This window comes from Luteimonas sp. A277 (assembly GCF_054052045.1).
On sequence record NZ_JBSVRG010000006.1, the window covers coordinates 105,906 to 130,335 of the forward strand.

The window sequence follows — 24,430 nt, forward strand, 5'->3', positions numbered from 1 at the left end:
CCCGATGACCGCACGCCTGCCCATCGACGAGCTGCTGGATGAGATCCGCGCTTCCCTCGCCCGCCACCCGCGGCTGGTGCTGGAAGCGCCCCCGGGGGCGGGCAAAACCACCCGCGTGCCGCTGGCGCTGCTGGATGCACCGTGGCTGGAGTGCCGCCGGATCGTGATGCTGGAACCGCGCCGGGTGGCCGCGCGGGCTGCGGCCACTTATATGGCCGCACAGCTGGGCGAAGATGTCGGTGGAACGGTCGGCTACCGCATCCGGTTTGAAAACCGCACCTCCAGCCGCACCCGGATCGAGGTGGTCACCGAAGGCATCCTCACCCGCATGATCCAGGACGATCCGCTGCTGGAAGGCATCGGCGCGCTGCTGTTCGACGAATTCCACGAGCGCCATCTGGCCGCCGACCTGGGCCTGGCGCTTGCGTTGGACGTGCAGTCCGGATTGCGCGAAGAGCTGCGGATCGTGGTGATGTCGGCCACCCTGGACGGCGAGGGGCTGGCTGGCGTGCTGGACGCGCCGCGGCTGACCAGTGCCGGGCGCGCGTTCCCGGTGGAGGTTTCCCACTTTCCCGTCCGTCGCGATGAATCCCCGGAACGGCAGATGGTGCGTGCCATCGCGAATGCCCTCGCCCAGCACCCGGGCGACGTGTTGGCGTTCCTGCCCGGACGGCGGGAGATCGCGCGGGTGCAGGCGGCACTGGAGGCCACTGGCAACGACGCCCTGGTCCTGGCCCTGCACGGCGACCTGCCGGTGGAACGCCAGGCGCAGGTGCTCCGACGTGGTGATGACGGCCTGCGCCGCGTGGTGCTGGCTACCAACGTGGCCGAATCCAGCGTCACCCTGCCCGGCGTGCGTACGGTCATCGACAGCGGCCTGGCGCGGGAGCCGCGGTTTGATCCGGGCAGCGGGTTTTCGCGCCTGGAGGTGGTGTCCATTTCCCAGGCATCGGCCGACCAGCGTGCGGGCCGTGCGGGACGGGTGGCCGAAGGCTGGGCCTACCGGCTATGGCCGCAATCGCAGCGGCTGGAACCGCAGCGGCGACCTGAAATCACCCAGACCGGGTTGGCCGGACTGGCACTGGAGCTGGCCGGGTGGGGTAGTGATGCGCTGCGCTTCGTCGATCCGCCGCCCGCGGGTGCGCTGGCCTCGGCGCGTGACCTGCTGCGCCGGCTGGGCGCGCTCGACTCCGGCAATGCGATGACCCCGCTGGGCCGGCGCATGCTGGGGCTGGGCACCGACCCGCGGATGGCGGCGATGCTGCTGGCGGCCGATGAGGATGCCGGGCGGGCGCTGGCCTGCGACCTGGTGGCCCTGATTGAAGCGCGCGATCCGTTGCCCGGGCAGGGCGACGGGCTGGCACTGCGCTGGCGGGCTCTGGCGGCGTTCCGCTCCGGACGTGGCCAGGGCGGGGCGGCGCGCGGTGCCCTGGCCGCCATTGATGCCGCGTCCAGGCAGTGGCGTCGGCGCCTGCGGGTGTCTTCGCCTCCACCAGCGCAGCTGCCGGCCCATGCCCTTGGCGACCTGCTGGCCCATGCCTTCCCCGACCGCATCGCCCACCAGCATCCATCCGACCCGCTGCGCTACCAGCTGGCCAACGGGCGCATGGCGCGTCTGGCCGATGACAGCAGCCTGTTCGGCGAGCCGTGGCTGGTGGCCAGCGAGCTGCGCTTCGATCCGCGCCTGGCGCTGGTGCTGCGCGCCGCGCCGGTGGATGAGGAGCGGCTGCGACAGTCCTTTGCCGGGCTGTTTGACGAGCGCGATCAGGTCCGCTGGGACGAGGCCCGTGGCGCGCTGGTGGCCGAGAGGGTGCAAACATTCGACGCGATCGTGCTGGACAGCCGTCCCGGCGGGCGCGTTGACCCGGAACTGGCCGCGGGTGCACTGACCGAGGCGGTACGCACGCGGGGCCTGGAGGCGCTGCCATGGACCCCGGCGCTGCAGCAGTGGCGCGAGCGGGTGTGCTGCCTGCGCGAGTGGATGCCCGAGCTGCAGCTGCCGGATCTTTCCGACGAGGCCCTGCTGGCTGGCCTTGATGATTGGCTGCGCCCGGCTTTTGCGGGCAAGAGTCGGCTGGATGCATTGGCCGTCGGCGATCTGGCAGATGTGCTGAAGTTGCAGCTGGACTGGTCGCAGGGCCAGCGCCTGGACGCGCTGGCGCCGGTGCGTATCCAGGTGCCTTCGGGCCAGCAGCGCCAGATCCAGTATGCAGTGGGCCAGGAACCGGTACTCGCGGTCAGGCTGCAGGAGCTGTTCGGCCTGTCCCGGACCCCGAGCATCGCCGATGGCAGGGTGCCGCTGACCCTGCACCTGCTGTCGCCCGCCGGCCGGCCACTGCAGGTGACGCGCGATCTGGCCGGCTTCTGGGAGCGGACCTGGCCCGAGGTGCGCAAGGAAATGAAGGGCCGTTACCCCAGGCATCCGTGGCCGGAGGATCCGCTGCGCGCCGCGCCCACCCACCGCGCAAAACCGCGCGGATAAGGAAATGCCGTCCGCCGGGAACATGAATAGATTCCCCGGTGGAAGTGCCTGCGCTCACGTCCCGGCGACGGAAACGGGCCGATACTTCCCACCTCGCGATATACCGCATCAACCAGATCCAGGACACTTCGATGACCAAGCTAGATTTCATCCAGGACAAGGCCATGCAGCTGGCAGGACAGCTGGGCGATGGCATCCGCAACGTGCCTGACCACGCACAGAAGTGGTTCAAGGCCGGCGTTGCCGTTGGCGCGGCCCGCACCGGTGGCAAGGTGCTGAGCCGCACCACGCGCCGCCACCCGGTCATGACGGCCACCGCGGCCGCCACGGCGATGGCCGCCGCAGCGGGCCTGCTGGTATATGCGTACCGGCGCCGCAAAGCCCAGGAAGGTCGTGCGATCGATGGGCAGTCAAAACGTGTTGAAGCGCGCCGGACCGCCCATGGGTCGGCTGCCGGGCACAGCAGCAGCGAGCAGGTCGGGCAGGAGCCCGGCGCCGACCGGTAGGCGCGGGCCGGACTCAGTCCTTGGCGGCGGGCAGCTCGATGATGAAGCGCGCCCCGCCGCCTTCGCGGTCCTCATACCAGAGCTGGCCACCCGCGTCGGTGATGATCTGCCGTGCGAGGCTCAAGCCCAGGCCGCTGGAGACGTCCTCTGGCGCAGCGGGTTCGTCATGCAGCCGGGTAAACGGTTGGAACAGTTGGCGCTGGCGCGCCGCGGGAATACCCGGGCCCCGGTCTTCGGCCAGCAGCTGCAGGTAGCCGGGCGCTCCGGCGCGGCAACCGATCTCCAGATCGCTGTCCGGGGCATATTTGATCGCGTTGCTGACCAGGTTCTCCACCACCTGGCGAAGCACCATCGGCGTGATCGCCGCCCGCATGCCGGGCGGGGCCGACGTGCGCAGCTGGCGGCCGCGGGCCTCGAACTGGAGCGAGTAGCGGCTGGACAATACTTTCAGTACTTCGGCTACCACCGCCGGCTCTTCCACCGCCAGGGTCTCGCGCTGCGCGCGCTGGGTTTCCAGGTACAGGCGGATATAGCCAATGGCATCGTTGGCGCTGTCGTGGATGGTTTCCAGGTAGCGCGGGATACGGTGCGCAGGAACCCCATCCGCGCGCAGGATGTCGATGGCAAACAGCACGCTGCTCAGCGGGTTCTTCAGATCGTGGGCCACCAGGTTCACCAGCTCCTGACGCTCCCGCGCCACCCGCTCCAGGCGGTCGCGGGCAAGCTTCAGGCCGAGATGGGCATTCACCCGGGCCAGAAGCTCTTCCGGAAGGAACGGTTTGGTCACGTAGTCCACGGCGCCGGCATCGAATGCGCGCAGCAGCTGCTCGCGATCGCGGGCAGCAGTCAGGCACACCACGGGCAGGCGGCGCAGGGCTTCGTCGCGTTTGAGTTCGGCCAGCACCTGGAAACCGTCCATGTCCGGCATCAATACGTCGAGCAGGATCAGGTCAGGCAGCTGATCGGCGGCAAGCCGCAGCGCCTCATGTCCATTGTCGGCGGACAGTACCTCGAATCCATTGCGTGACAGCAGGGCACCGACAACGCGGACGTTGCCAGGCTGGTCGTCAACGACGAGGATCCGGCCGGGGGAAGAACCGTGTTTGAACATCCCGTCACGTGTGTGAATACGAGATGGCGCAAAGGTAGCAGATGTCGGCGGCTTTGTTGTTCAAAAAACCGAGGTGGTTTCAGTTTGGGGCGATGAACGCTTCAGTCCGCGGCCGCGTGCCGCTTCCCGCGTCGGGCCCATCGCTCAGCCGCAAAGTGACCGCGACATCCGGGCTGTATCGGCGGCGGCGAGGACAGGGCGCCGGGGCGCCGCTACAATCGGCTCGGGATTGGGGGAGCCATCAAGTCATGCGTGTTTCTGTAGTGTCCGGCCTCGTTCTGCTGTTCGCGGCATTTTCTGTCCACGCCCAGCAGCTGCCCAGGCCGGCTGAGTTCTATTTCGATGAAGACGAACGCACCGCGCGTGCGGTGACCGCGGTTGAAGGCAGCGATGAGCCTGCGCAGCAGCGGCTGCTGCGGATGATCGAGCGCAGCGAGCGCAACGCCAATGCCGCCCAGGCCCAGCTGGCGCACATTGCCATGGCAAGCGGGCGTGCGGACACCGGCCGGGCGCTGTACGACCAGCTGCTGGAGAGCCTCGGCCGCGGATGGCTGCGCAACTCGGTGCAGTGGAACTACGGTTGGGACCTGTACCGCAGGGGTGAAGTGGAGACCGCACTGGAACAGTGGCTTGGCGCCGCTGCCGGCCGGGCGCAATCGCCGGCGTGGGTGCCGCCCACGTTCGCCCTGGCGCTGTGGCGGCTGGACCGCCGGGACGAGGCTCGTGACTGGTACGCGGCCGCTGTGCGCACCTGGCCGGACCGCTGGAGCAATCCGGACCTGGCCGCGCTGCTGCCCGAATGGAGCGATGCGGAGCGGGCGGTACTGGCCGAAGTGCACGCCGCCTGGGCCGAGGATCCGCCTGCCTGGCCGTAAGCCGGCAAGCGCTGCCGGCTAGGGGCTTTCCAGCGGGATATCGCGTTCGCGCAGCCAGGCGCTGACCGTCTCACGGTCGGCACGGGCCTGATCGTTCAGGCGGTCAGCCGGTGTCTTGAAGAAATAGCGCTGGAAGGTGGCGCCCTGGGTATTGGTGGCCTGCGGGTTGGCCCCGGCTTCCAGCAGCGCCAGCACGTGGCTGCCGGCGTTGATCATCGCCGCCTTGTGCAGCGGGGTATTGCCGGTGCGGTCGGCCGCGTCGGGGTCGGCGCCGGCCTCCAGCAGCATATGGAACTGGGTATCGGTGCGCGGGCCGGACGCTCCGGCCAGGGGCGTCGCGCCGGTTTCACCGTGGCGGGCGTCGGGATCACCGCCACCGGCGAGGATGATCCGCAGGTACTCGGGATCATCGGCAATCGCCGCGCCGTGGACCGCCGTGCTGCCTCCCAGCCCGGGCGCGTTGGGGTCTGCGCCGGCCTCCAGCAGCGCTTCCAGGCCGGTCTTGCTTTGCGCCAGCATGGCCAGCTGCAGCAGGTTCACGCCCTTTTCCCCGCGGGCCCTCGGGTCCGCGCCCTCACGAACCAGCAGACGGATCTGTTCGGCATCACCGGTGGCAGCAGCGGCCGCAAGTTCGGCGCTGCGGGGGTCATCGGGGAAGGCTTGTCTGGCGTCCATGGAATCTCCGCTGCAGGCGGCGCCGGACAGCATCAGCAGGATCGTCAATGTTGCGGCGCGCATGGGCCGATTCTCACACAGGCCGCGCGCGGTTGGTGCCGGCCGTCATGCCGGTCTCAGCTTTCCCAGGGGCGCTGTTGTTCCAGCGCATCCAGCACGCCCTGCTGGCCGTGCAGCTCACCGGCCCGATCCAGCTTGGCCTGCCCGTGATCGGCCACGCGCTTGGCGTACTCGACCGGGTTCCAGGTCCATTCCGGGCCGTCCAGGGGCGGATACGGGTTGTCGAGGGTGATCTCGTGCCCCGGCGCGTCCGGTAGGCCGTGGTTCACCACCCAGGTGTCCTGCTGCGCGGTGGTGAGCGGGTCGCCATCAACGTTGTAGCGCCGGATCTGTCCGTCGGCAGCGTCCGCCTTGGCGGCGTCCACATCCAGGCCCAGGTTGCGAATGGTGTTGTCGTGCACGCCGGATGCGTTGAACGTGACCGCGGCATTGCCGGTGGCGAACGAGGCGGTGGCGGCAAGACCGCCGCCAAGCGAGTGGCCGGTGATCACCAGGTCGTCGCCGTACGCGCCGGCGGCGAGCTGGGCCAGCTGTACCGCTTCGTCGTACTGTTCGGCCTGCCAACCCAACCCCTGGCGCAGGTTGGCGCCGGTCCAGTCCTGGGACTCGTTGGAGCCGGCGAAGGCGAGCACGTGGTTGCCGTCGCCGTCGGCGTAGATGCCGGCGCGGAACCCGGTTTCGGGATTGTCCAGCAGGGCCGGATCAATGCCTGCAGCGGTCAGGTCCGCGTCGCTGACCCGGCTCCAGTTGCCCACCGACTGCACGGATGGATCGTAGACCGCGCTGGAGATCTGCATCAGCTCCAGGTCGATGGCCTGGGCATCCTGCCCGCGCACCTGGGCGTCGAAGGACACCCCGTTGGCACCCTGGCCCTGTCCCTGCTGGGCGATCAGCCCGGCCACCTGCGGGTTCCATGACGGCTCCGGGCGGTAGGGCATCTGGTTGATCGATGGCGGCAGAACCGATGCGGGCAGGTTCTGAACCGTGGGCGTGGCTGCCAGCAGGCGCAAGGCCTGCGCGGCGATCATCGGGGACTGCAGGTGGATGCTCATGGCACCGCTCTCTTCCAGTATTTGGACCGAACTTAGCCCGGGAGGCGGTGCGCTGACAGCTGGGGCGTACCCGAGGTCTGTCTGGCCAGACTCAGTAGTCGGCGTCCACGTTGGCTTCCAGCGGGATGCCGTTTTCCTTGAGCCAGGCCACGATCTGGCGGCGCTCGGCCAGTGCGCGCTCGTTCAGCAATTCGCGCCGGTAATTGAAGTAATGGCGCTGGAAGCTTGCACCGCGGCCGTTGCTGGCCAGCGGGGATGCGCCGCGCTCAAGCAGCAGCAGGATTGCTTCGCCCTTGTTGGTGCGCGCGGCCACGTGCAGCGGGGTGTCCTGGTTGCGGTCGGCCAGATCGGGATCCGCGCCGGCCTCAAGCAGGATCCGCATCGGCTCCGGGTTGCGGTTGAGGATGGACGCGGCCAGTGGGCTGGCGCCGGTGACCGGATTGCGGACGTTGGGATTCCCGCCATGGGCCAGCACTGCGCGCAGCAGGGCCGCATCGTCGGCGAAGGCGGCCGCGTGGACCGGGGTAGTGCCGTCGGCGTCCGGATGATTGGGATCCGCGCCGCCTTCCAGCAGCGCCAGGGCGCCGTCGACCAGTCCGCGGTCGATTGCCCACACCAGCAGGCTGGCGCCGTCGCTGCCCGGGGTTTCGGGGCTGGTACCGCTTTCAAGCTGGCGGCGGACTTCGGCGGCGTCGCCGGAGGCAACGGCGTCGGCCAGCGGCGAAATTGAGGTGTTGGCAAACGGTTCGCTGGTCATGGGCGGGCGTGCGCACCCCGGGGCGCAGCTGAGGACGAAAAGGACGACGATGGCCGCAAGCTGGCGCATATCAGTCGATTACAGCCTGCCCGTCACGGTACCGCAAGACGCCACAGGTGGACCGGCGCAACGACGAGCCGGCTCGGCAGCAGTGGGGCCGGTGATCACCAGTTCCACGGCATCCTGTCGTTCAGCCACGAAGCGCCGCTGGATACGGCGTCGACGGTGTTGTTCCAGCCGGTGGAGACCGCATCAACGGTGTTGTTCCAGCCGGTGGAGACTGCTTCGACCGTGCCATCCCAGGTGTCCACTGCGATTTCCTTGACCGTATTCCAGCCGTCGGATGCCGTCTGGATGGCGTAGTCCACTCCCGTGCCTACCGCATCGACCACGTAGCCCACGCCTTCAACCGTGGCATTGACCGTGGCGACGAAGCCGTCCACCGCCAGCTGCGCGCCGTGCCCGCCCAGGTCAGCGACTGTCTCGAACAGGCTGCCCACGCCGTCGGCAGCCCATTCCAGAGCGCCGCTGCCGTTCTCCAGTACCCAGGCACCGGCGCTGCCGATGCCTTCGATCGTCACCGCGATGCCATCGCCCAGACCCCAGGGGCCTTCGCCGCGGAAGCCATCTGCCCACTGCGTGGTCTGGTCGCGCACGCCATCGGCGAACTGGTCGCCGAAACCGCTCACCACGTCACCGACGGAGTTGAAAAAGCCCTCGCCCAGGTCACCAAGGATGCGCATGCCGCCCAGCGCGTAATCGCCGTTGGCGAAGTCGGTCTGCGCGACTTCGATCACATCGGTGATGAGGTCATGGGTGTTGAGCGCGAAATCATCCTTGACCGCATCGGGGATCGCGTTCTGCAGGTCGCGGCCGAAATCTGACGGGTTCTGGTAACCCGCCTGCCAGGGCTCGACTTCCATCATGGCCGCGGTGAGCACGTTGGGGTTGTGGCTCAGTGCGGCGTAGGCCAGGTCGGCGGCGGGGTCGAACAGCGGCACACCGCTGTGGCGCAGGGTTTCCACCAGCAGGTTGGCGGCCGCGCGTTGGCCGGGCGAGAGGTTGTCGAGTTCCAGCTCGCTGGCGCGCTCGACCACGGTGTGCTTGGAGACCGGGCCGGGTTCAACGATGATCCGGGTGCCCAGGGCGTCCGGGGCCACCAGGCCGGTGACCCAGCTTTCCTGGGCCTGGCTCAGGGCGTCGCTGTCCAGCGAGTAGGCGCGGATGCCGCCGTTGTTGGCGATCTCGCGCGCCGCTTCCGGGCTCATGCCCATGCGCTCGAGCGTGTTGGGGTGGATCCCCGAAGCATCGAAGGTGACCGCCGGCACGCCGGAAGCCAGCGATCCCACCGAGGCCAGGCCACCGCCCTGTGAGTGGCCGGTGATGGCCAGATTGTCGGCCGGGCTGTCGGCCTCGCCGTTGCCGAACACGTCGGCGAATTCCACCGCCGTATTGACCGCGGTATCGGTGAACTTGTCGCTGGAATCGTGGGTTTCAAAGCCGGTGCCCTGGCGGAAGTTGTTCTCCCAATCGGGCATGCCCTCGGCGGTGCCGCGGTAGGACAGCACGAAGTTGCCGTCGCCATCGGTGTAGATTTCGGCCTTGAACTGCTGCGCGCTGGTCACCGTGCCGTCGCCGAGGAACTCCTGGCGCCAGGCCTGCACTGCCTCTTCGGAAGCCGGCGCCTGCCCTTCTGGGGTCAGGCGGTCGGCGATCAGGTCGTTGCTGACCGCGCTCCAGCCCGCCGGCGGCTCGCCACGGGTGCCGTAGACGGCAGTGGCCAGCTGCGAGAGGGTGACGTCGAACGGCTGCGCCTGGGTGCCGCTGCTGACCTGGCCAAGGCTCTGGCCTTCGGGCAGTGCATAGGGGCCGTTCACGCCGCTGGGACCGTTGCTGCCACCCTGCGGGGCCGGCTGGAAAGCCGCCTGGATCGGGTGATACACCGTGTCCAGTGCGTACGGCACCGCCTGGCGCAGCAGATGCTGGGCGGCCTGCATGGCCGGATTGGCAAGATTCGGCAGCAGCGGCACGATCGGCGGCAGGGGGATGTTGACGCGGTTGATGCTGTTGCCGCTCATGGCCGGCTCCATGTCATGGGTACACGCTTCCAGTGCATGACCCTAGGCGGGCGCACATGCCCACCACAACTGGGGCGTACCCGAGGTGCAGCTGGGGATCCGGGGCCAACGCCGGGTATCTTTGTCCGATATCCGACACCGCCGGGAGTCTTGCCCCATGTTCCGATCCTGTCTGGCAGGGCTGCTGTTTGTCGCCGCCTCCGCCCCGGCGCTGTCCGCCGACCGCATCACCGGCGAGCCGTTTGCCACCCGCAGCGAGGTCTATGCGCCCCGGGCGATGGCGGCGACCTCGCACCCGCTGGCCACCCAGATCGCCCTGGACGTGATGAAGGCCGGCGGCTCGGCGGTGGACGCGGCGATTGCCGCCAATGCCGCGCTGGGGCTGATGGAGCCGACCGGCAACGGTATCGGCGGTGATCTGTTCGCGATCGTCTGGGATCCTCGCACGCAGCGGTTGCATGGATACGACGGTTCCGGGCGCTCGCCGATGGCGCTGACCAGCGTGGAGTTCCAGCGCCGCGGATTGACCGCGATCCCGCCGCGCGGGCCGCTGCCGGTGAGCGTGCCGGGCGCGGTGGATGGCTGGTTCGCCCTGCACGGGCGTTTTGGCGCCCTGCCGATGGCCGAGGTGCTGGCGCCTACCATTCGCTATGCGCGCGAAGGCCATCCGGTACACGAGGTAATCGCCCACTACTGGGAGCGATCGGTACCGGTGCTGTCGAAGTGGCCGGGCTTCAGCGCGCAGTTCACCATCGACGGCCGCGCGCCGCGCCGGGGCGAAACCTGGCGCAATCCCAACCTTGCCGACACGCTGGAGAAGATTGCCGCCGGCGGGCGGGATGCGTTCTACAAGGGCGAAATTGCCCGCACTATCGACGCGTATTTCCGCGAGCACGACGGTTTCCTGCGCTACGAGGACCTGGCCGTGCACACCGGCGACTGGGTCGATCCGGTATCCACCAGTTACCGCGGCTACGACGTGTGGGAGCTGCCGCCCAGCGGGCAGGGCATCGCCGCGCTGCAGATCCTCAATCTGTTGGAGCCGTACGATCTCGGCTCATACGGGTTCGGCAGCCTGGAGCATGTGCACCTGTTTGTCGAAGCCAAGAAGATTGCTTTCGCCGACCGCGCGCGCTGGTACGCCGATCCGGCCTTCCATCCGGCGCCGGTGGCAAGGCTGATCTCGAAGGGATACGCCGCCGAGCGCGGTGCGCTGATCTCGATGGACCGCGCCGCGCGCCAGGTGCAGCCGGGTACGCCGCGCCAGCTCGACGAGGGCGACACCATCTACCTCACCACCGCCGACGCCAACGGCATGATGGTGTCGTTGATCCAGTCCAACTATCGCGGCATGGGCAGCGGCATGGCGCCGCCGGGGCTGGGCTTCATCCTGCAGAACCGCGGCGAGCAGTTCGTGCTGCGCGATGACCATCCCAACGGCTACGCCCCGGGCAAGCGCCCGTTCCACACCATCATTCCTGCCTTCGTCACGAAAGATGGCCAACCGTGGCTGTCGTACGGGCTGATGGGCGGGGCCATGCAGCCGCAGGGCCACGTGCAGATCCTGGTCAACATGATCGATTTCGGCATGAACCTGCAGGAGGCGGGCGACGCGCCGCGTATCCACCACGACGGCTCGGCCGAGCCGGTGGGGCAGAACGAACCCATGGCCGACGGCGGCCGCATCGAGCTGGAAAGCGGCTTCCCTTACGAGACCGTGCGCGCGCTGATGCGCATGGGGCACTCGGTGCGCTTTGCCGATGGACCCTACGGCGGCTACCAGGCCATCCGGGTCAATCCGTATGGCGGCTGGATCGGCGCGAGTGAGTCACGCAAGGATGGGCAGGCGGCGGGGTACTGATCGAGCAGGTCAACGCGACCGCTCACACGAACGTTGTCATCATGACGCCCATCCCCGTCCTGCCCGGAGCATCCGATCCATGTTGAGGCCGCTGCTTGTTCTCCTGTTCGCCGTTTCGCTGCCGCTTCAGGCCCAGCAGCCTTCCGTACCTGCCGGCCAGGTGGATGTGCAGGCGATTGCCGCCGAGCGGGTGTGGCGCAACTACCAGCAGCGCACCGCCGTGCTCCTGGCCGCAAGCGGCCAGCCGCGTGACCTTGCGCTGGCGGCGATCCTGCAGGACATGGCCAACATCGATGCCGAGGGCCGGATAGGCGGGGACGCCACCACCGCGGGCTGGCGCCAGGCGGCGGCGCAGAAGGCCGGCACCGATGTGATCGCCAGTTCAATGCTGATGATGGGCGCTGAGGCAGGCGGTGTACTGCGTGAGCAAGCCGCACGGCGCTGGGCCCAGGCAGAGCCCGACAACATCGCGCCGTTGCTGCTGCTTGAGGGCGGCGCGGAGATGGCATTGGCCAGGGCCCGCGACCTGCGCCGCTTCGACCTGCACATGTATGACCAGGTGCGATGGATCCAGTCGGCCCTGTTGCGGCATCCGCCCAGTGCGGCGGAGCGCAGCGTGCTGATGGGGGAGGGCGGCACGGTGGAAGAGCTCGCCGCCGACAGCGCAATGGGGCTCTGGGCGGCGGTGGCAATCCCGTCCCTGCAGCCGCTCACCTACGCTTGCGGAGATGGCACTGCGCTGCGGTCCGTGCCCGCACGTGCTGCCGACTGCGCACATATCGCCCGGATACTGGTCGGGTTTTCCGATACCAGTCTGGGACGCATGCTGGGCATCGGCATGCTTGAGCGCATGGCCGGCAACGCGTCGGAGCGTGCCGAAGCGCAGGCGCTGCGGCGGCGGATGGACTGGCAGATGTCGGAGTGGGGGCGGATCGCCAGTTCGCAGGAGCGGGATGGCGTTCCCCAGTTCGTCCGCCTGCTGGCCGACCCGCAGGTACGCACCGAGCACGACCTGATCGAACGCATCCTGGCCGAGGCCGGCGTGCCGCTTGAGCCGCCGGCTGGCTGGCAGCCAGGCCGGTAATCTTTCGCGGCAAAGCGTGCAGGGCCTATCAGCGATCGATGGGATACAGGCGGCTGATCCGGCAGCCATGCAGCGACGCCAGGTTCCCCTGCATCAGCGGCCTGGGAAACCCGGACACGCCCGCGGCGGCGGGTGGCTGCGCGCGATCGAACACCACCCGGTCTCCCGGATTGCCGCAGACCATGCCCAACCCCATTCCTGACACCAGGCGCAGGGTTTCCGCATTGGTCATGTTGCCGCAGCCGCCGTCGGTTTCGATCCGGTAATGGCGGTTGCCGCCCGCGCGGCGGGGAGACACTTCCACCCGCAGTCCGGCAACGTCCTCCTGCCAGCCGCGCAGGGCGTCCACGCGCAGGCAGTAGTCGGTGGTGCCCACGAAGCCGCGTTGTCGCGGTGCGGAGACCACCACCGGGTCGAACGTGCTGATGTGCTCTTCCCGGGCCCTGCGCACAACTTCCGCGTATTCGCGGGTGTCGACCACGCGCACGATGGCGATGGGGCAGCTCCGCGATCCCGAGCGCACCGCTTCGCCGGGCGCACCACACAGCCAGCCGCCGTGCCCGAGCGTGGTCACGTTGGCCCCGGTGACGATGCCGGGACAGTCGATGCCGAGTTCCACCAAGGCACGGGTGCCGTCCGTGGCACGCATCGCCAGGGTGTGGGCATCGGCCTGGTGCACGTCGACCAGCCCCCGGGCATCGATGCAGTCCGGGCCCGGCGCGACGCGGTGCTCCTGGGCGGCAACCGTGGTCCAGGCCATTGCAGCCAGGACGATGCCGGGTATGCAGCGGGATCTGATCATGGGCGCTTCCTGCGTTTGTCGTGGCCCAAGTATGCCAAGGCTGCATTGCCGGAAATCATGGCCGGATCAGGGGTGCGGCATGATGGCCGGCATCGAGCCCGTGCCGCTGCGGCTCACGTATGTGTTCGTCTTTTCTGTGGTTGATGGCCAGGCGCAGGTGCAGCAGGTGCCTTAGACAGGACTCGTGTCAGTCGGCCGGAACGGTGCGGCCGGAGGCCCATTCCCGCAGCGCGCTCACCTGCTCGCCCATCACCACCGACAGCGGCCGGGTGGCATTGATCTCTTCCAGCACCAGCCCAGCGTCAAGCGGCCGGTCGGCGGCGTGGGCCGCATACAGGCCCGAGACGATCGCCTGTTCGATCTCCGCCCCGGAAAAGCCCTCCGCGGCATCGGCCAGTGCTGGGAGGTCGAACGTGGCCGGATCGAAGCCGCGCCGCGCCAGATGCAGCGAGAACGCCTCGGCACGCACATCGGGGGTGGGCAGGTCGACGAAGAAAATCTCGTCGAAGCGGCCCTTGCGCAGCAGCTCCGGGGGCAGGTCGCGTACCTGGTTGGCGGTGGCGACGATGAACACTGGCGACTTGCGCTCGGCCATCCAGGTCAGCAGGTAGCCCAATACCCGCCGGGACACGCCGCCGTCGCCTTCGCCGCCGGATGAGATGGCCTTTTCGATCTCGTCGATCCACAGCACGCACGGGGCAAGCTGTTCGGCGGAAGCCAGTGCGGTGCGCAGGTTGGATTCGCTCTCGCCGTGGTATTTGGCGTACAGGGTGCCGAAATCCAGCCGCACCAGCGGCACGCCGAAGCCGCCGGCCACGGCCTTGGCCAGCAGCGATTTGCCGCAGCCCTGCACGCCCAGCAGCAGCATGCCCTTGGGCGGGTCGAGTCCGGCAGGCGGATCCGCTTCGGTGAACACCCGCCGGCGCTGCTCGATCCAGCGTTTCAGGCGCCGGGCGCCGGCCACATCATTGAACTGGGCCGTGTCGTATTCGTAATGCAGGTGGCCGCTGCGGTTGAGCAGCTCGAACTTCAGCTTCGCCAGCTGCGGCAGGTCGCGCTCGTCCAGGGCGCCGTCGTCGAAGATCAGCTGGCGGGCGATCCGGCGCGCGTCACCCAGCCCCAGCCCCTGCAGGTTGCGCACGATGCGCTCTACCGCGGCGGGGTCCTTCTCCACCCGGCGTCCGCCATGTTCGGCCGAATAGGCCTGGGACTGCTCCATGACCATGCGCCGCAGGGCGACGGCATCGGGCAGGCGCGGGCGGTAGCGGACCGCCTTGGCCTCGAGTTCCGCCGGCAGTTCAACCTTGTGGCCCACCAGCACCAGGGTGTGCGGCAGGCAGTCGCGGCGCTGCAGGATGTCGCGCATCTGCCGCTGGCTGCCGGCGTAATCCAGATAGGGGTGGAAATCCAGCAGCAGGTAGACCCCGCGCTGGTCGGCCGCGCGGATGGTGCGCAGGGTGGTGCCGACGTCGGCGGCCACTTCGGCCGGGTCCTCGCCGTCCAGATCAACCCGTCGCAGGCCCTCGGTGATGGTCCAGCGGTACATGGCCCGCCACACCCGGGTCAGGGTCTGGCGGAACATGTCCACGACCTGCGGCTCGTCCGCGGTTTCGATGATGATCAGCGGGGTGCCGGCGCGGATCAGCGCGGCAAGGTCCTGCAGTTGGCTCATTTGCGACAGGCCGGAGGTGGGCAAGCGCGTGAAGATAGCAGACCCCGGCCTCGCCGCCGCTGTCGCCCCGGTGTACTCTCGGTTGATCTGTCCGGCCGGGGTTTCGCGCGCATGAAAACGGTTCTGGTGGCCAGTTCCAAGGGCGGGGTGGGCAAGACCACCATCGCCACCCACCTTGCCGCCCACGCGGCGCTTTCCGGCCTGAACTCGGTGCTCATCGACGCCGATCCACAGGGGTCGTCGATGCGCTGGGCCCAGCGCCGCTCGTACATGGCCAGCGCGGTGTTGGCGCTGGATGGCAGTCGGCGGCAGAAGTCGGTGTGGAACTCGCTGCCCGGCGATGCCGACCAGGTCGTGGTGGATGGCGGGGCCGGCGCGATGGGCGCGGACCTCGCCGTGTGGCTCGACAACGCCGATGCGGTGGTGGTGCCGGTGCTCCCGTCCACGCTGGATATCGACGCCACGGTGCCGTTCCTCAACAGCCTGATCGAACACCCGCGGGTGCGCAGCGGCGAACTGCCGGTGGGCCTGGTGGGCAACCGCCTGCGCCCGTGGACCAACGCCTCGCAGCGGGCGATGGAAGCGATTGCCGAATGGCCCTATCCCACCGTGACCGGACTGCGTGACAGCCAGGCCTACGTGGTGCTGACCGGCCTGGGCCGGAGCCTGTTTGATTACCAGTCGCGCAAGGCGCGTGACCACCAGCAAGACTGGCAGCCACTGCTTGACTGGTTGCCGGGATGACGGAGAGTTGCAAGCCATGCGCGAACTGATCCTGCTGCGTCATGCCCACGCTGAGCCGGGGCTTCCCGGCCAGTCCGACCTGGACCGGCCGCTGTCGCCGGATGGACATGCCGAGGCCGAGGCCGCCGCGAAGTGGCTGGCCGGGCGCCGGCTGGTGCCCGACTGCGTGCTGTATTCACCGGCCCGGCGGACCCGCGAGACCCTGGAAACGGTGCTCTCGTTGCTGGGCTACGTGGACCAGCGACTGGAGGACCGGATCTACGAGGCCACGCCCGGCACCCTGGTGGGGCTGCTGGAAGCCAGCAGCGATGTCGACCGCCTGCTGGTGGTAGGCCACAACCCCGGGCTGGAGCGGCTGGTGGCCCTGCTCAACAGCGGCCAATCGAGCCAGTTCCGCGGCATGCCCCCGGCCGGCATTGCGGTGCTGGAATTTGCCGATGGCGCCCCGGTGGAACCGGGCGCCGCCGCGCTGTCCGCCTTCTGGTGTCCGTGACCGGACGTGCCTGGCTGCTGATCGCCTGCTTTCCGATGCTCCTGCCGTTTCCGGCCGGGGCAGGAGGCGGTGCGGATCTGGTAATTGAGGAACAGTCCTCGCAGGTGGGCTTTGTCCTGCGCACCCGCTGGGGCCAGCACCTGGAAGGCGTGTTTCCGTCCTATCGCGGCGTTGTGGTCGACATGCCCGGCGGCGAGCGCCAGGTACGCATGGTCCTGGATGCGACCAGCGTCGAGATCATCGACCAGCCGCGCCATACCCGGCTGACCCGCGGGGATGGTTTTTTCCACGTCCAGCGCTGGCCGGTGGTGGAGATGCAGTCTGATCCCTTCTCCCCGCAGCTGCTGCTTGAAGGGGGGGAGCTGGGCGGGATCGTGGGCATCCGCGGGCTGCGCCGGGAGGAAGTGTTCACCATCCTGCCCGCGGCCTGCGACCAGCCGCTTCTGGACTGCCCGGTGGTGGTCGAGGGCGACATTTCCCGCAGCGACTACGGCATGGACCGCTGGGGACTGGCGCTGGGCGACCGGGTCCGTTTCCACCTCAGCCTGTGGGCACGCGAGCCGGATACGCCATGAGCCGGATGTGGCGATGGTGATGTGGCGATGGCTGTTGCTGGCCCTGCTGGTGCCGGCATTGGGCGGATGCGCGGGGCTGTCGGAGCTGCAGCGCGCGCAGGCGGTGCAGATCGCCGGCGAAGCGCGCGAGGCCAGGGTCGACTGCGACCAGCCGGACACCGCCTGCGCGCGTCCTTCGCCGCTGCGCGCGCTGGGGGTCGAAGCCCATGCCGGCAGCGCGCCGGCCGATCCACTCCACTATGTGCTGTTGATGGATTACGGCCAGGACGCGCTGCTCTCGCGCCTGGACCTGATCCGCAGCGCACAGCGCAGCATCGAACTGCAGACCTACATCTTCGACGAGGACGACTCGGGCCGGCTGGTCCTGGACGAGCTGGTGGCCGCGGCGCGACGCGGCGTGCGGGTGCGGGTGCTGGTGGATCAACTGTCGGCGCTGCGCTACGTGGACACGCTGGCGGCGCTGGCCGCGCTGCACGTCAATTTCGAAATGCGCATCTACAACCCGGTCCTCGGCCGGGCGCAGCTGAGCTATCCGCAATACGTGCTTGCCGCCGCATGCTGCTGGCGCCAGCTCAACCGGCGCATGCACAACAAGATCCTGCTGGTGGATGGCCTGGTTGGCATCACCGGCGGGCGCAACTACCAGGACACCTATTTCGACTGGGACGACACCTACAATTTCCGCGACCGCGACATCCTGGTCGCCGGGCCGGCGACGCTGGCGATGGCGGAGAATTTCGAGGCGTTCTGGCACTCGCGCTGGGCCTCGCCGCTGGCCGAGCTCAAGGACGTGGCCCGCCACCTGCTGGACGCAGGGGCGCCCGCGCTGTCCGCCGCCGAATACCGCATGCCGGCGCGCGTGGCCGCGATCTCGCGCGATGCCGATGACGCCCAGCTGCTGGCCACGCGGCTGGTGTCAGCCGTGCTGCCGGTGGGTGAGGTGGAATTCATCGCCGACCTCCCAGACAAGCACCGGACCGCCTGGGAAGAAGAGGCTCCCGCTACGATGCGCATGCGCGAGGTCATCGAGGGCGCGCGCGACCAGGTGCTGTTGCAGACGCCGTACCTGGTGCTGTCGGAACCGGCGCGGGATCTGTTCCGCAGCCTGCATGCGCGCGAAGATGCCCCGAAGATCATCGTGTCCACCAACAGCCTGGCGGCCACCGATGCGTTCCTGACCTACGCCATGTCGTACAAGTACCGACGCCGGCACCTGCGCGAATTCGGTTTCCGGATCTATGAATACAAGCCGTTCCCGCTCGATGCGCCGGTGGACGTGGATGCCACCGGTGCGGTGGACATCGCCTGGAACCCGGACGGTACGGTGCAGATCCAGACGCGCGATGCGGGGCCCGATGTCACGGTGCGGCCGCAGCCGGCGCAGCGGCAGGCGCAGTGGCAGGGCGAGGACGGGCCGGCTGCACCGCGGCTGCCGCTGGAGCGGGAGTATTCGGCGCTGCGCTGGGCGGGCATCGGCGTCAACCAGCCGGTGCCGCTGCGCAGGGCCGGGGTACGGGTGGGGCTGCATTCCAAGTCGCTGGTGGTGGATGGGCGGATCGGGGTGGTGGGCACGCATAACTTCGATCCGCGTGGCGACAACCTCAATACCGAGAGCGCGGTGATCATTGCGGATGCGGATTTTGCCGAGGCGCTGGCTGACAGCATCCGCCGTGATATCTCCCCGGAAAACTCCTGGGCCATCGCCCCGCGTGACCGGACGCGGGTGCTGTCGGGGCTGGGCTATTCGCTCAACAAGGCGTTCGAGAGCAGTCCGGTGTTTGATTTCTGGCCCAGGCGCTATGCGACCAGTTACCAGTTCGTGCCAAGTGCGGAGTGTCCGCTGCCGCCGCCTTTGCCGGGGGATCCTGGGTTCCGGGAGTGCCACGAGCCTGTCGGGGATTTCCCCGAGGTCAACCTGGGGTGGCGCAGCATCATGACGCGGATCACTACTGCGTTTGGGGCGGGGCTGGTGCCGATTCTGTAGAGGCCGATAGGAGGCGGGGTCGGTAGACAAATGCCCCTCTCCTTCGCTTTATGACGCAGCGGGCTGACGGGTCCCGTCGCGGCCGGCAGGCCTTCGCTGCGAATGTCCCCCGGTACCCGGCCCCCGCGACCTGTTAGCCCAATCCTGCCCAGGGAGAATATTTTCGCCATCCATGACTTCTGGCACATGGCGCCTCGTCTAGGTGTAGTAGTCTACCAATACACCGCAGCACCAACCCACCAGAACAGATCCAAGGAGAGCCACCATGAACGTCAACGTCCATTCCAGCCGCCTCGTCGCCTCTACCCGCCCGGTCCTGCTTCCTCCGGCGCGCCCCGAACCCCGCACCCGGGATTTTGGTATCGGCTACGGCAACAGCAGCGGCTACTTCCACAAGCGCCGTTACGCCGGCGGTTCGGCCGCTCCGCGCTTTCGCCTGATCTGATTCTCATCCGGCTCCCGGTCGGGCGCAGGGCGCGGAGTTTTTTGCGCGGCGTGCTGGCCGGTGGAGCCGAAGCTTGGGTATCGTGGCGTCCATGAACCAGCCCCATACCCCTACCTCCCCAGCCGCGCCTGCAGGCGCGCAGCGCAGGTCGCCGTTCCGGCGCCAAACCACGCTCGAAGCACTCAACGCAAGCTCCCGCAACACGGCGATGGAGCCGCTCGGAATCGTCTTTACCGAAATTGGTGAGGATTACGTGCGCGCGACGATGCCCGTCGACGCCCGGACCCATCAGCCCTATGGCCTGCTCCACGGCGGCGCGTCGGTGCTGCTGGCGGAAACGGTGGGCAGTACCGCCGGAATGCTGGCGGCGCCCGAGGGCAAGGGATGCGTGGGCATCGAGATCAATGCCAACCACCTGCGCGGCGTGCGCAGTGGCACGGTGACCGCCACGGCGCGGCCGTTGCACGCGGGCCGCAGCACCCAGGTCTGGGAAATCCGGATCGAAGATGACGCCGGACGCCTGGTCTGCGTGTCGCGCCTGACCCTGGCGGTGGTGCCGCTGCCCGCATGAGCCAGTCACGAATTTCCACTGCCGCCGCCCCGGGGGCCGGCAGTCGCGCCCTGCGTGCGCTGCGCTATGGGTACCGCGTGCCGATGCTGGTGTGGCACCTGCTGGTGCACCTGCCAATCCTGCTGCTGCTGCTCAGTCCGCTGACCGCGCGCATCCGCCTTCCCGGCGGGGAACCGCTCGGCCATCGCGGGATCCGCGCCTGGCAGGGCGGACTGATGCGGGTGTTCGGGTTCCGGCTGCGCCGGGTCGGGACGCCGCTCGAGGGTGCGGTCATGTTCGTCGCCAACCATGTCAGCTGGGTCGATATCCTGGCCATGCACAGCCAGCGCATGATGGGTTTCGTGGCCAAGCAGGAGATCCGCGGCTGGCCGATGGTTGGCTGGCTGGCCGCGCGCGGGGAAACCATCTTCCATCGGCGGGGTAGCCAGGAATCGATGGGCGGCGTGCTGGAGGAAATGCTGGTACGGCTCAGGGCCGGCCGCCCGGTGGCGGTGTTTCCGGAAGGGCGCACCCGCGGCGGGCATGAGATCGGGCCGTTCCACGCCCGCATTTTCACCGCCGCGGTGGAAGCCGGGGTGCCGGTGCAGCCGGTGGCCCTGCGCTACGGCGAGGGTGGCAGCGCGCAGCCCGTGGTGGCTTTCGCCCCGGGTGAAAGCTTTGCCGGTAACTTCTTCCGTCTGCTGGGCGAGCCTGGGCGGGTGGGTGATGTGATGTTCCTGGAGCCGATTGCCGCAGGGGAAACGGGCGAGCGGCGGCGCCTGGCCGAAATGGCGCGCGAGCGCATCGTGGCCGCCATGGCCGGTCTGGATGACTGACATGGCCCCCGGTGAACGAGTGGACTTCGCACCTCCACGCTGGCTGCGCAGTGCGCATGTCCAGTCCTTCCTTGGCACCAGCGCGTGGCGCCGGCGCCGCGGCGCGCTGCAGCTGGCATCCACCGGCGCGCTGACCACCAGCCATATCCTCGATGGCGGCAACGGGGTGCGCCTGCAGGGCCTGCACAGCGCCATTCCCGGCGCTCGATCGCGCGGCCTGGTGCTGCTGCTGCACGGCTGGGAGGGCAGCGCCGAATCGAGCTACATGTCGCTGACCGGGGCCGACCTGCTGCAGCGCGGATTCGAAGTGTTCCGGCTCAATTTCCGCGATCACGGCGATTCCCACCATCTCAATCCCGACCTGTTCCACTCCAACCTGATCGATGAAGTGGTGCATGCCGCGCTGGACCTGGCCCGCCTCTTTCCGGCCCGGCCGATGCTGGCCGGCGGCTATTCGCTCGGCGGCAATTTCGCCCTGCGGCTGGCGTTGCGCGCGCCGGGCGCGGGGCTGCAACTGGCAGGGGTCGCCGCGGTGTGCCCGGTACTCGATCCGGCCCTGACCCTGGTGCAGATGGAGCAGGGCATGCCGCTGTACCTGCGGCACTTCGAGGCGAAATGGCGGCGCTCGCTGGTGCACAAGCGCGAGCTGTTCCCCGACCTGCACGGTTACGACGATGCCACCCTGAAGCTGGGGATGCGCCAGCTGACCGAGCAGCTGGTGTTGCAGCACACCGCATTTGGCAGCCTGGACGCCTATTTCGACGGCTACTCGATTGCCGGCGAACGCCTGTCGGCGCTGCAGCTGCCGGCGTGGATGCTGACCAGCGAGGATGATCCGGTCATTCCGGTGGACGGCTTCCGGGCGCTGCGACTGCCGGCGCTGGGCAAGCTGGATATCGTGCCCTGGGGCGGACACTGCGGCTTTATCGAAAACGCGCGCTTGGACGGCTACGCAGAACGCTGGATGGCAACGCGGCTGGAGCGGGCCGCCACCGGGGCCGGCTGACGCTCGCTACAATGGCCCGCCGCGCCCGCGGCCCGCCACCACCGGACAGACTTTTCATGTACGAACACATTCTCGATGCCCTGCGCCGTGGCGCCGATGCTGAAGCACTTGCCGCGGCTCGGGCCGCAGTTGAAGCCAACCCGACCGACCCCCGTGCCCATCACATGCTGGCGCTGGCACAGCGCGCCACGGGCGAGGAGGACGCGTCGATGGAGAGCATCGACCGTGCGATTGCGCTGGCCCCGGACGACGCGGGGCTGCATTTCCAGCGCGCCGGGTTCCTGGTGGGTGGGCGTGATATCGATGAGGCCCAGAAGGCGCTTGCGCGCACGCTGGAGCTTGATCCAAACAGCTTCAACGCTTACGTCGTGCAGGCGGAGCTGGCAGTAGGCCGGGGTGATCTGGACGAGTCCGAGCGCCTGGTGCGCGTGGCATCGCGCATTGCGCCCGACCATCCCTCGCTGGCCTCGGTCCAGGGCATGGTGGCGCTGCGCCGGGGCCAGCCCGAGCGCGCGCTGTCTATTCTTACTGCGGCACAGGCGCGCACTCCCGACGATCCGCAGCTGCTCTATGCGCTGGGCTTTGCCTATCTGGAGAACAATCATCTTGCTTTCGCCGAGCAGACCTTCCGTCGTGTCGCAGAGCGCGGCCTGGGTGGAGCTTCGCTGCCCCAGCTGCTGGCCGAGGTGATGTACCGCCAGGGTCGGCCGAAGGAGGCGCTCGCCGAGCTGGAACCGCTGCTCGCGGACGGCGCCAGCGCTCCCGGCAGCGTGCTGCGCAGCGCCGGCGAGATGGAACTGGTGATGCAGCGGCCCGAGCAGGCTCTGGAACGGCTACGCCCCGTGTTGGCCAGCATGCCGGCAGACGCCAAGACCCTGGACATGATGATGGAGGCCTGGCGCCGCCTTGGCGCAGCTGAAGACGCCATCAATACGCTGGAAGCGGCGCTCGCCACGTCACCGCAGGTCGAGCAGCTGTGGCTGGCCAGGCTGTCGCTTGAGCAGGACCACGTCACTCGCAGGGCGCTGGTGGACCGCTGGTTGGAAGCAGCCCCCACTTCGATCGCCGCGCACGAGGCGCTGTTGTCGCTGCACGGTGCGGCCGGAGAGGCGGAGGCCTTCGAGGCGACGCTGCGCCGCATCCTGGAGCTTGAGCCGGGCAACGTGGGTGCGGAAGGAAGGCTGCTGGACATCCTCATGCAGCGCGATCCGCAGGAAGGATTGCAGCGAGCGCAGAGCCTGCAGCAGATTCCGCGCTCGGAGCAGATGAAGCGCGTGGTGCGTGGCTGGCTGGCACTGGCCAGCGACAAAGCCGGAGAACACGAGGCGGCGGCAAAGATCTGGGCTGAGCTGCATGCCAGCGTGGCGGATGGACTGGTGCCGCTGCTGCCCCACGGGCCGGCTGATGCGCCGCGCAGGCCGGCAGGCGAGGCTGCCGCGGATGCGCCCGCCGCGATCTTCCTGTCCGGACTGCCGGGCACGGCCATCGAATACGTGGCCCGCCTGCTGGATGGCGTGGTGCCGCTGTTCCGCGCTGATCGCATCAGCGGCCGGCCTCCCCAGGATCTTCTGCAGAACATCAACACGATTCCGGACCTGGCAGCCGGCAAGCTGGACCCGTCAGAAGTAGCCACCAGCTGGCGTTCCGCACTGCCGGCGCGGGGCCTGTCGGTCGATGGCGCCCTGATCGATTGGCTGCTGTGGTGGGACAACGCGCTGCTCGACATGATCCGGCCCGAGGTGCCCCACGCCAGGGTCCTGCTTACCCTGCGCGATCCGCGCGACATGCTGCTCAACTGGATGGCGTTTGGCGCGCCGGTGCCGATGCGGCTGGGTACGCCGATGGCGGCCGCACGCTGGCTGGCCGGGGCGCTGGAGCACGTGGCCGTGCTGCAGGAACAGAACCTGCAGCAGCACGCAATCCTGCGCGTGGATGACATCGCCAACGAGCCTGCCGCGCTGGGTGCCGAGCTGAGCAGGACGCTGGGCCTGCAGCTGCCGGAACCGCCCAGGAACCTGTTCCAGGGCCGCCGTTTCGATGCCGGCCACTGGCGCAAATATGCCAAGGTGTTGGAGGAGCCCTTCGCGGTGCTCACGCCGGTCGCGATTCGCCTGGGCTACCCGGCATCCTGAAGATCCATCGGAGGTGACATGACTATGCGCATCCACAGCAACAGTTTCGAACACGGCGGGCCGCTGCCCGTGGAGTTCGCCATGGGCACGCCGGACGGCTTCGGCGGCAACCGCAATCCGCACCTGGCCTGGGACGGCGTGCCGGAAGGGACCCGTTCGTTCGTGCTGGTGTGCGTGGATCCGGATGTGCCCACCGTGGCCGAAATGGTGGGCAAGGAAGGGGTGGAGATCCCGGCCGACCAGCCGCGCACCGATTTCGTGCACTGGGTGATGGCCGATATCCCCGCCGATGTGCGCGAAATCGCCGCCGGCAGTGCCAGCGACGGGATCACCAAACCCGGCAAAAGCAACCCGCCTGGGCCGCAAGGTTCCCGCCAGGGGCTGAACGACTACACCGGCTGGTTCAAGGGTGATCCGGACATGGGTGGCCAGTGGCACGGCTACGACGGCCCCTACCCGCCGGGCAACGACCTGCGCATGCACCGCTACTTCTTCCGCGTGTTTGCGCTGGATGCGGAACGCCTGGACCTGTCGCCGGAGTTCACCGCGGCCGATGTGCATCGCGCCATGCACGGCCATGTGCTGGCCGAAGGGGCGATCTACGGCGCCTACAGCCTGCACCCGAAGCTGCACGGCACCAGTTGAGCCGG

The 24,430-nt window shown here is 68.6% G+C and carries 22 protein-coding genes; 15 read left to right on the top strand and 7 right to left on the bottom strand.

Annotated elements, in window-relative coordinates:
* Positions 1–4: 4 nt before the first annotated feature.
* Both hrpB and ACW7G2_RS07500 read left to right on the top strand, forming a co-directional pair.
* The gene (gene hrpB, locus ACW7G2_RS07495; RefSeq protein WP_456974513.1) at positions 5–2,482 is read left to right on the top strand and encodes an ATP-dependent helicase HrpB; all 2,478 of its coding nucleotides are present in this window, start codon (positions 5–7) and stop codon (positions 2,480–2,482) included.
* 131 nt (positions 2,483–2,613) lie between these two features.
* Positions 2,614–2,988, top strand: coding sequence for a hypothetical protein (locus tag ACW7G2_RS07500; RefSeq protein ID WP_456974323.1), 375 nt, complete (start codon positions 2,614–2,616; stop codon positions 2,986–2,988).
* A gap of 13 nt (positions 2,989–3,001) precedes the next feature.
* Here the strand turns inward: ACW7G2_RS07500 and ACW7G2_RS07505 are convergent, their stop codons facing one another.
* On the bottom strand, positions 3,002–4,099 hold the full coding sequence (locus ACW7G2_RS07505; RefSeq protein WP_456974325.1) for a hybrid sensor histidine kinase/response regulator: 1,098 nt from the start codon (positions 4,097–4,099) through the stop codon (positions 3,002–3,004).
* A 248-nt stretch (positions 4,100–4,347) separates the two neighbouring features.
* Between ACW7G2_RS07505 and ACW7G2_RS07510 the strand changes: the two genes are divergently transcribed.
* Complete coding sequence (locus ACW7G2_RS07510; RefSeq protein ID WP_456974327.1) at positions 4,348–4,974, top strand: tetratricopeptide repeat protein; 627 nt, start codon at positions 4,348–4,350, stop codon at positions 4,972–4,974.
* A gap of 18 nt (positions 4,975–4,992) precedes the next feature.
* On the opposite strand, the gene ACW7G2_RS07515 is transcribed toward ACW7G2_RS07510, so the two are convergent.
* The 4 genes from ACW7G2_RS07515 to ACW7G2_RS07530 form a co-directional block, all read right to left on the bottom strand.
* Entirely contained in the window at positions 4,993–5,712 is a 720-nt protein-coding gene (locus tag ACW7G2_RS07515; protein WP_456974329.1) for an ankyrin repeat domain-containing protein, read from the bottom strand.
* A 53-nt stretch (positions 5,713–5,765) separates the two neighbouring features.
* Complete coding sequence (locus tag ACW7G2_RS07520; RefSeq protein WP_456974331.1) at positions 5,766–6,761, bottom strand: hypothetical protein; 996 nt, start codon at positions 6,759–6,761, stop codon at positions 5,766–5,768.
* A 91-nt stretch (positions 6,762–6,852) separates the two neighbouring features.
* Positions 6,853–7,518, bottom strand: coding sequence for an ankyrin repeat domain-containing protein (locus ACW7G2_RS07525; RefSeq protein ID WP_456974333.1), 666 nt, complete (start codon positions 7,516–7,518; stop codon positions 6,853–6,855).
* A gap of 164 nt (positions 7,519–7,682) precedes the next feature.
* On the bottom strand, positions 7,683–9,596 hold the full coding sequence (locus ACW7G2_RS07530; RefSeq protein WP_456974335.1) for a hypothetical protein: 1,914 nt from the start codon (positions 9,594–9,596) through the stop codon (positions 7,683–7,685).
* A gap of 157 nt (positions 9,597–9,753) precedes the next feature.
* Between ACW7G2_RS07530 and ggt the strand changes: the two genes are divergently transcribed.
* Positions 9,754–11,457, top strand: a complete 1,704-nt coding sequence (ggt, locus tag ACW7G2_RS07535) for a gamma-glutamyltransferase (RefSeq protein ID WP_456974337.1) — start codon at positions 9,754–9,756, stop codon at positions 11,455–11,457.
* Positions 11,458–11,536: 79 nt separating this feature from the next.
* Positions 11,537–12,541, top strand: coding sequence for a hypothetical protein (locus ACW7G2_RS07540; protein WP_456974339.1), 1,005 nt, complete (start codon positions 11,537–11,539; stop codon positions 12,539–12,541).
* Positions 12,542–12,569: 28 nt separating this feature from the next.
* On the opposite strand, the gene ACW7G2_RS07545 is transcribed toward ACW7G2_RS07540, so the two are convergent.
* Both ACW7G2_RS07545 and ACW7G2_RS07550 read right to left on the bottom strand, forming a co-directional pair.
* Positions 12,570–13,343: a hypothetical protein gene (locus ACW7G2_RS07545; protein ID WP_456974341.1), complete on the bottom strand. Its 774-nt coding sequence runs from the start codon at positions 13,341–13,343 to the stop codon at positions 12,570–12,572.
* A gap of 187 nt (positions 13,344–13,530) precedes the next feature.
* The gene (locus tag ACW7G2_RS07550) at positions 13,531–15,015 is read right to left on the bottom strand and encodes an AAA family ATPase (protein ID WP_456974343.1); all 1,485 of its coding nucleotides are present in this window, start codon (positions 15,013–15,015) and stop codon (positions 13,531–13,533) included.
* 111 nt (positions 15,016–15,126) lie between these two features.
* On the opposite strand from ACW7G2_RS07550, the gene ACW7G2_RS07555 reads away from it, so the two are divergent.
* The 10 genes from ACW7G2_RS07555 to ACW7G2_RS07600 all read left to right on the top strand — a co-directional run bounded on the left by ACW7G2_RS07555 (position 15,127) and on the right by ACW7G2_RS07600 (position 24,425).
* The gene (locus ACW7G2_RS07555) at positions 15,127–15,759 is read left to right on the top strand and encodes a nucleotide-binding protein (RefSeq protein ID WP_456974345.1); all 633 of its coding nucleotides are present in this window, start codon (positions 15,127–15,129) and stop codon (positions 15,757–15,759) included.
* A 16-nt stretch (positions 15,760–15,775) separates the two neighbouring features.
* A complete protein-coding gene (locus ACW7G2_RS07560; protein WP_456974347.1) occupies positions 15,776–16,252 on the top strand; it encodes a SixA phosphatase family protein in 477 nt (158 codons plus the stop codon).
* Positions 16,249–16,827 carry a YceI family protein gene (locus ACW7G2_RS07565; protein ID WP_456974349.1) on the top strand — a complete coding sequence of 193 codons (579 nt, stop codon included), beginning with the start codon at positions 16,249–16,251 and terminating at the stop codon, positions 16,825–16,827. The genes ACW7G2_RS07560 and ACW7G2_RS07565 overlap by 4 nt, the downstream gene beginning before the upstream one ends.
* Positions 16,828–16,840: 13 nt before the next feature.
* Complete coding sequence (locus ACW7G2_RS07570) at positions 16,841–18,811, top strand: phospholipase D family protein (protein WP_456974351.1); 1,971 nt, start codon at positions 16,841–16,843, stop codon at positions 18,809–18,811.
* Positions 18,812–19,076: 265 nt separating this feature from the next.
* Positions 19,077–19,256: a hypothetical protein gene (locus tag ACW7G2_RS07575; RefSeq protein ID WP_456974353.1), complete on the top strand. Its 180-nt coding sequence runs from the start codon at positions 19,077–19,079 to the stop codon at positions 19,254–19,256.
* A gap of 208 nt (positions 19,257–19,464) precedes the next feature.
* Entirely contained in the window at positions 19,465–19,827 is a 363-nt protein-coding gene (locus tag ACW7G2_RS07580) for a hotdog fold thioesterase (RefSeq protein ID WP_456974515.1), read from the top strand.
* Entirely contained in the window at positions 19,824–20,642 is an 819-nt protein-coding gene (locus tag ACW7G2_RS07585) for a lysophospholipid acyltransferase family protein (RefSeq protein WP_456974355.1), read from the top strand. The genes ACW7G2_RS07580 and ACW7G2_RS07585 overlap by 4 nt, the downstream gene beginning before the upstream one ends.
* A 1-nt stretch (position 20,643) precedes the next feature.
* Positions 20,644–21,648: a YheT family hydrolase gene (locus ACW7G2_RS07590; RefSeq protein WP_456974357.1), complete on the top strand. Its 1,005-nt coding sequence runs from the start codon at positions 20,644–20,646 to the stop codon at positions 21,646–21,648.
* Between the two features lie 56 nt (positions 21,649–21,704).
* Entirely contained in the window at positions 21,705–23,780 is a 2,076-nt protein-coding gene (locus ACW7G2_RS07595) for a tetratricopeptide repeat protein (protein WP_456974359.1), read from the top strand.
* 24 nt (positions 23,781–23,804) lie between these two features.
* A complete protein-coding gene (locus ACW7G2_RS07600; protein ID WP_456974517.1) occupies positions 23,805–24,425 on the top strand; it encodes a YbhB/YbcL family Raf kinase inhibitor-like protein in 621 nt (206 codons plus the stop codon).
* Positions 24,426–24,430: the final 5 nt, after the last annotated feature.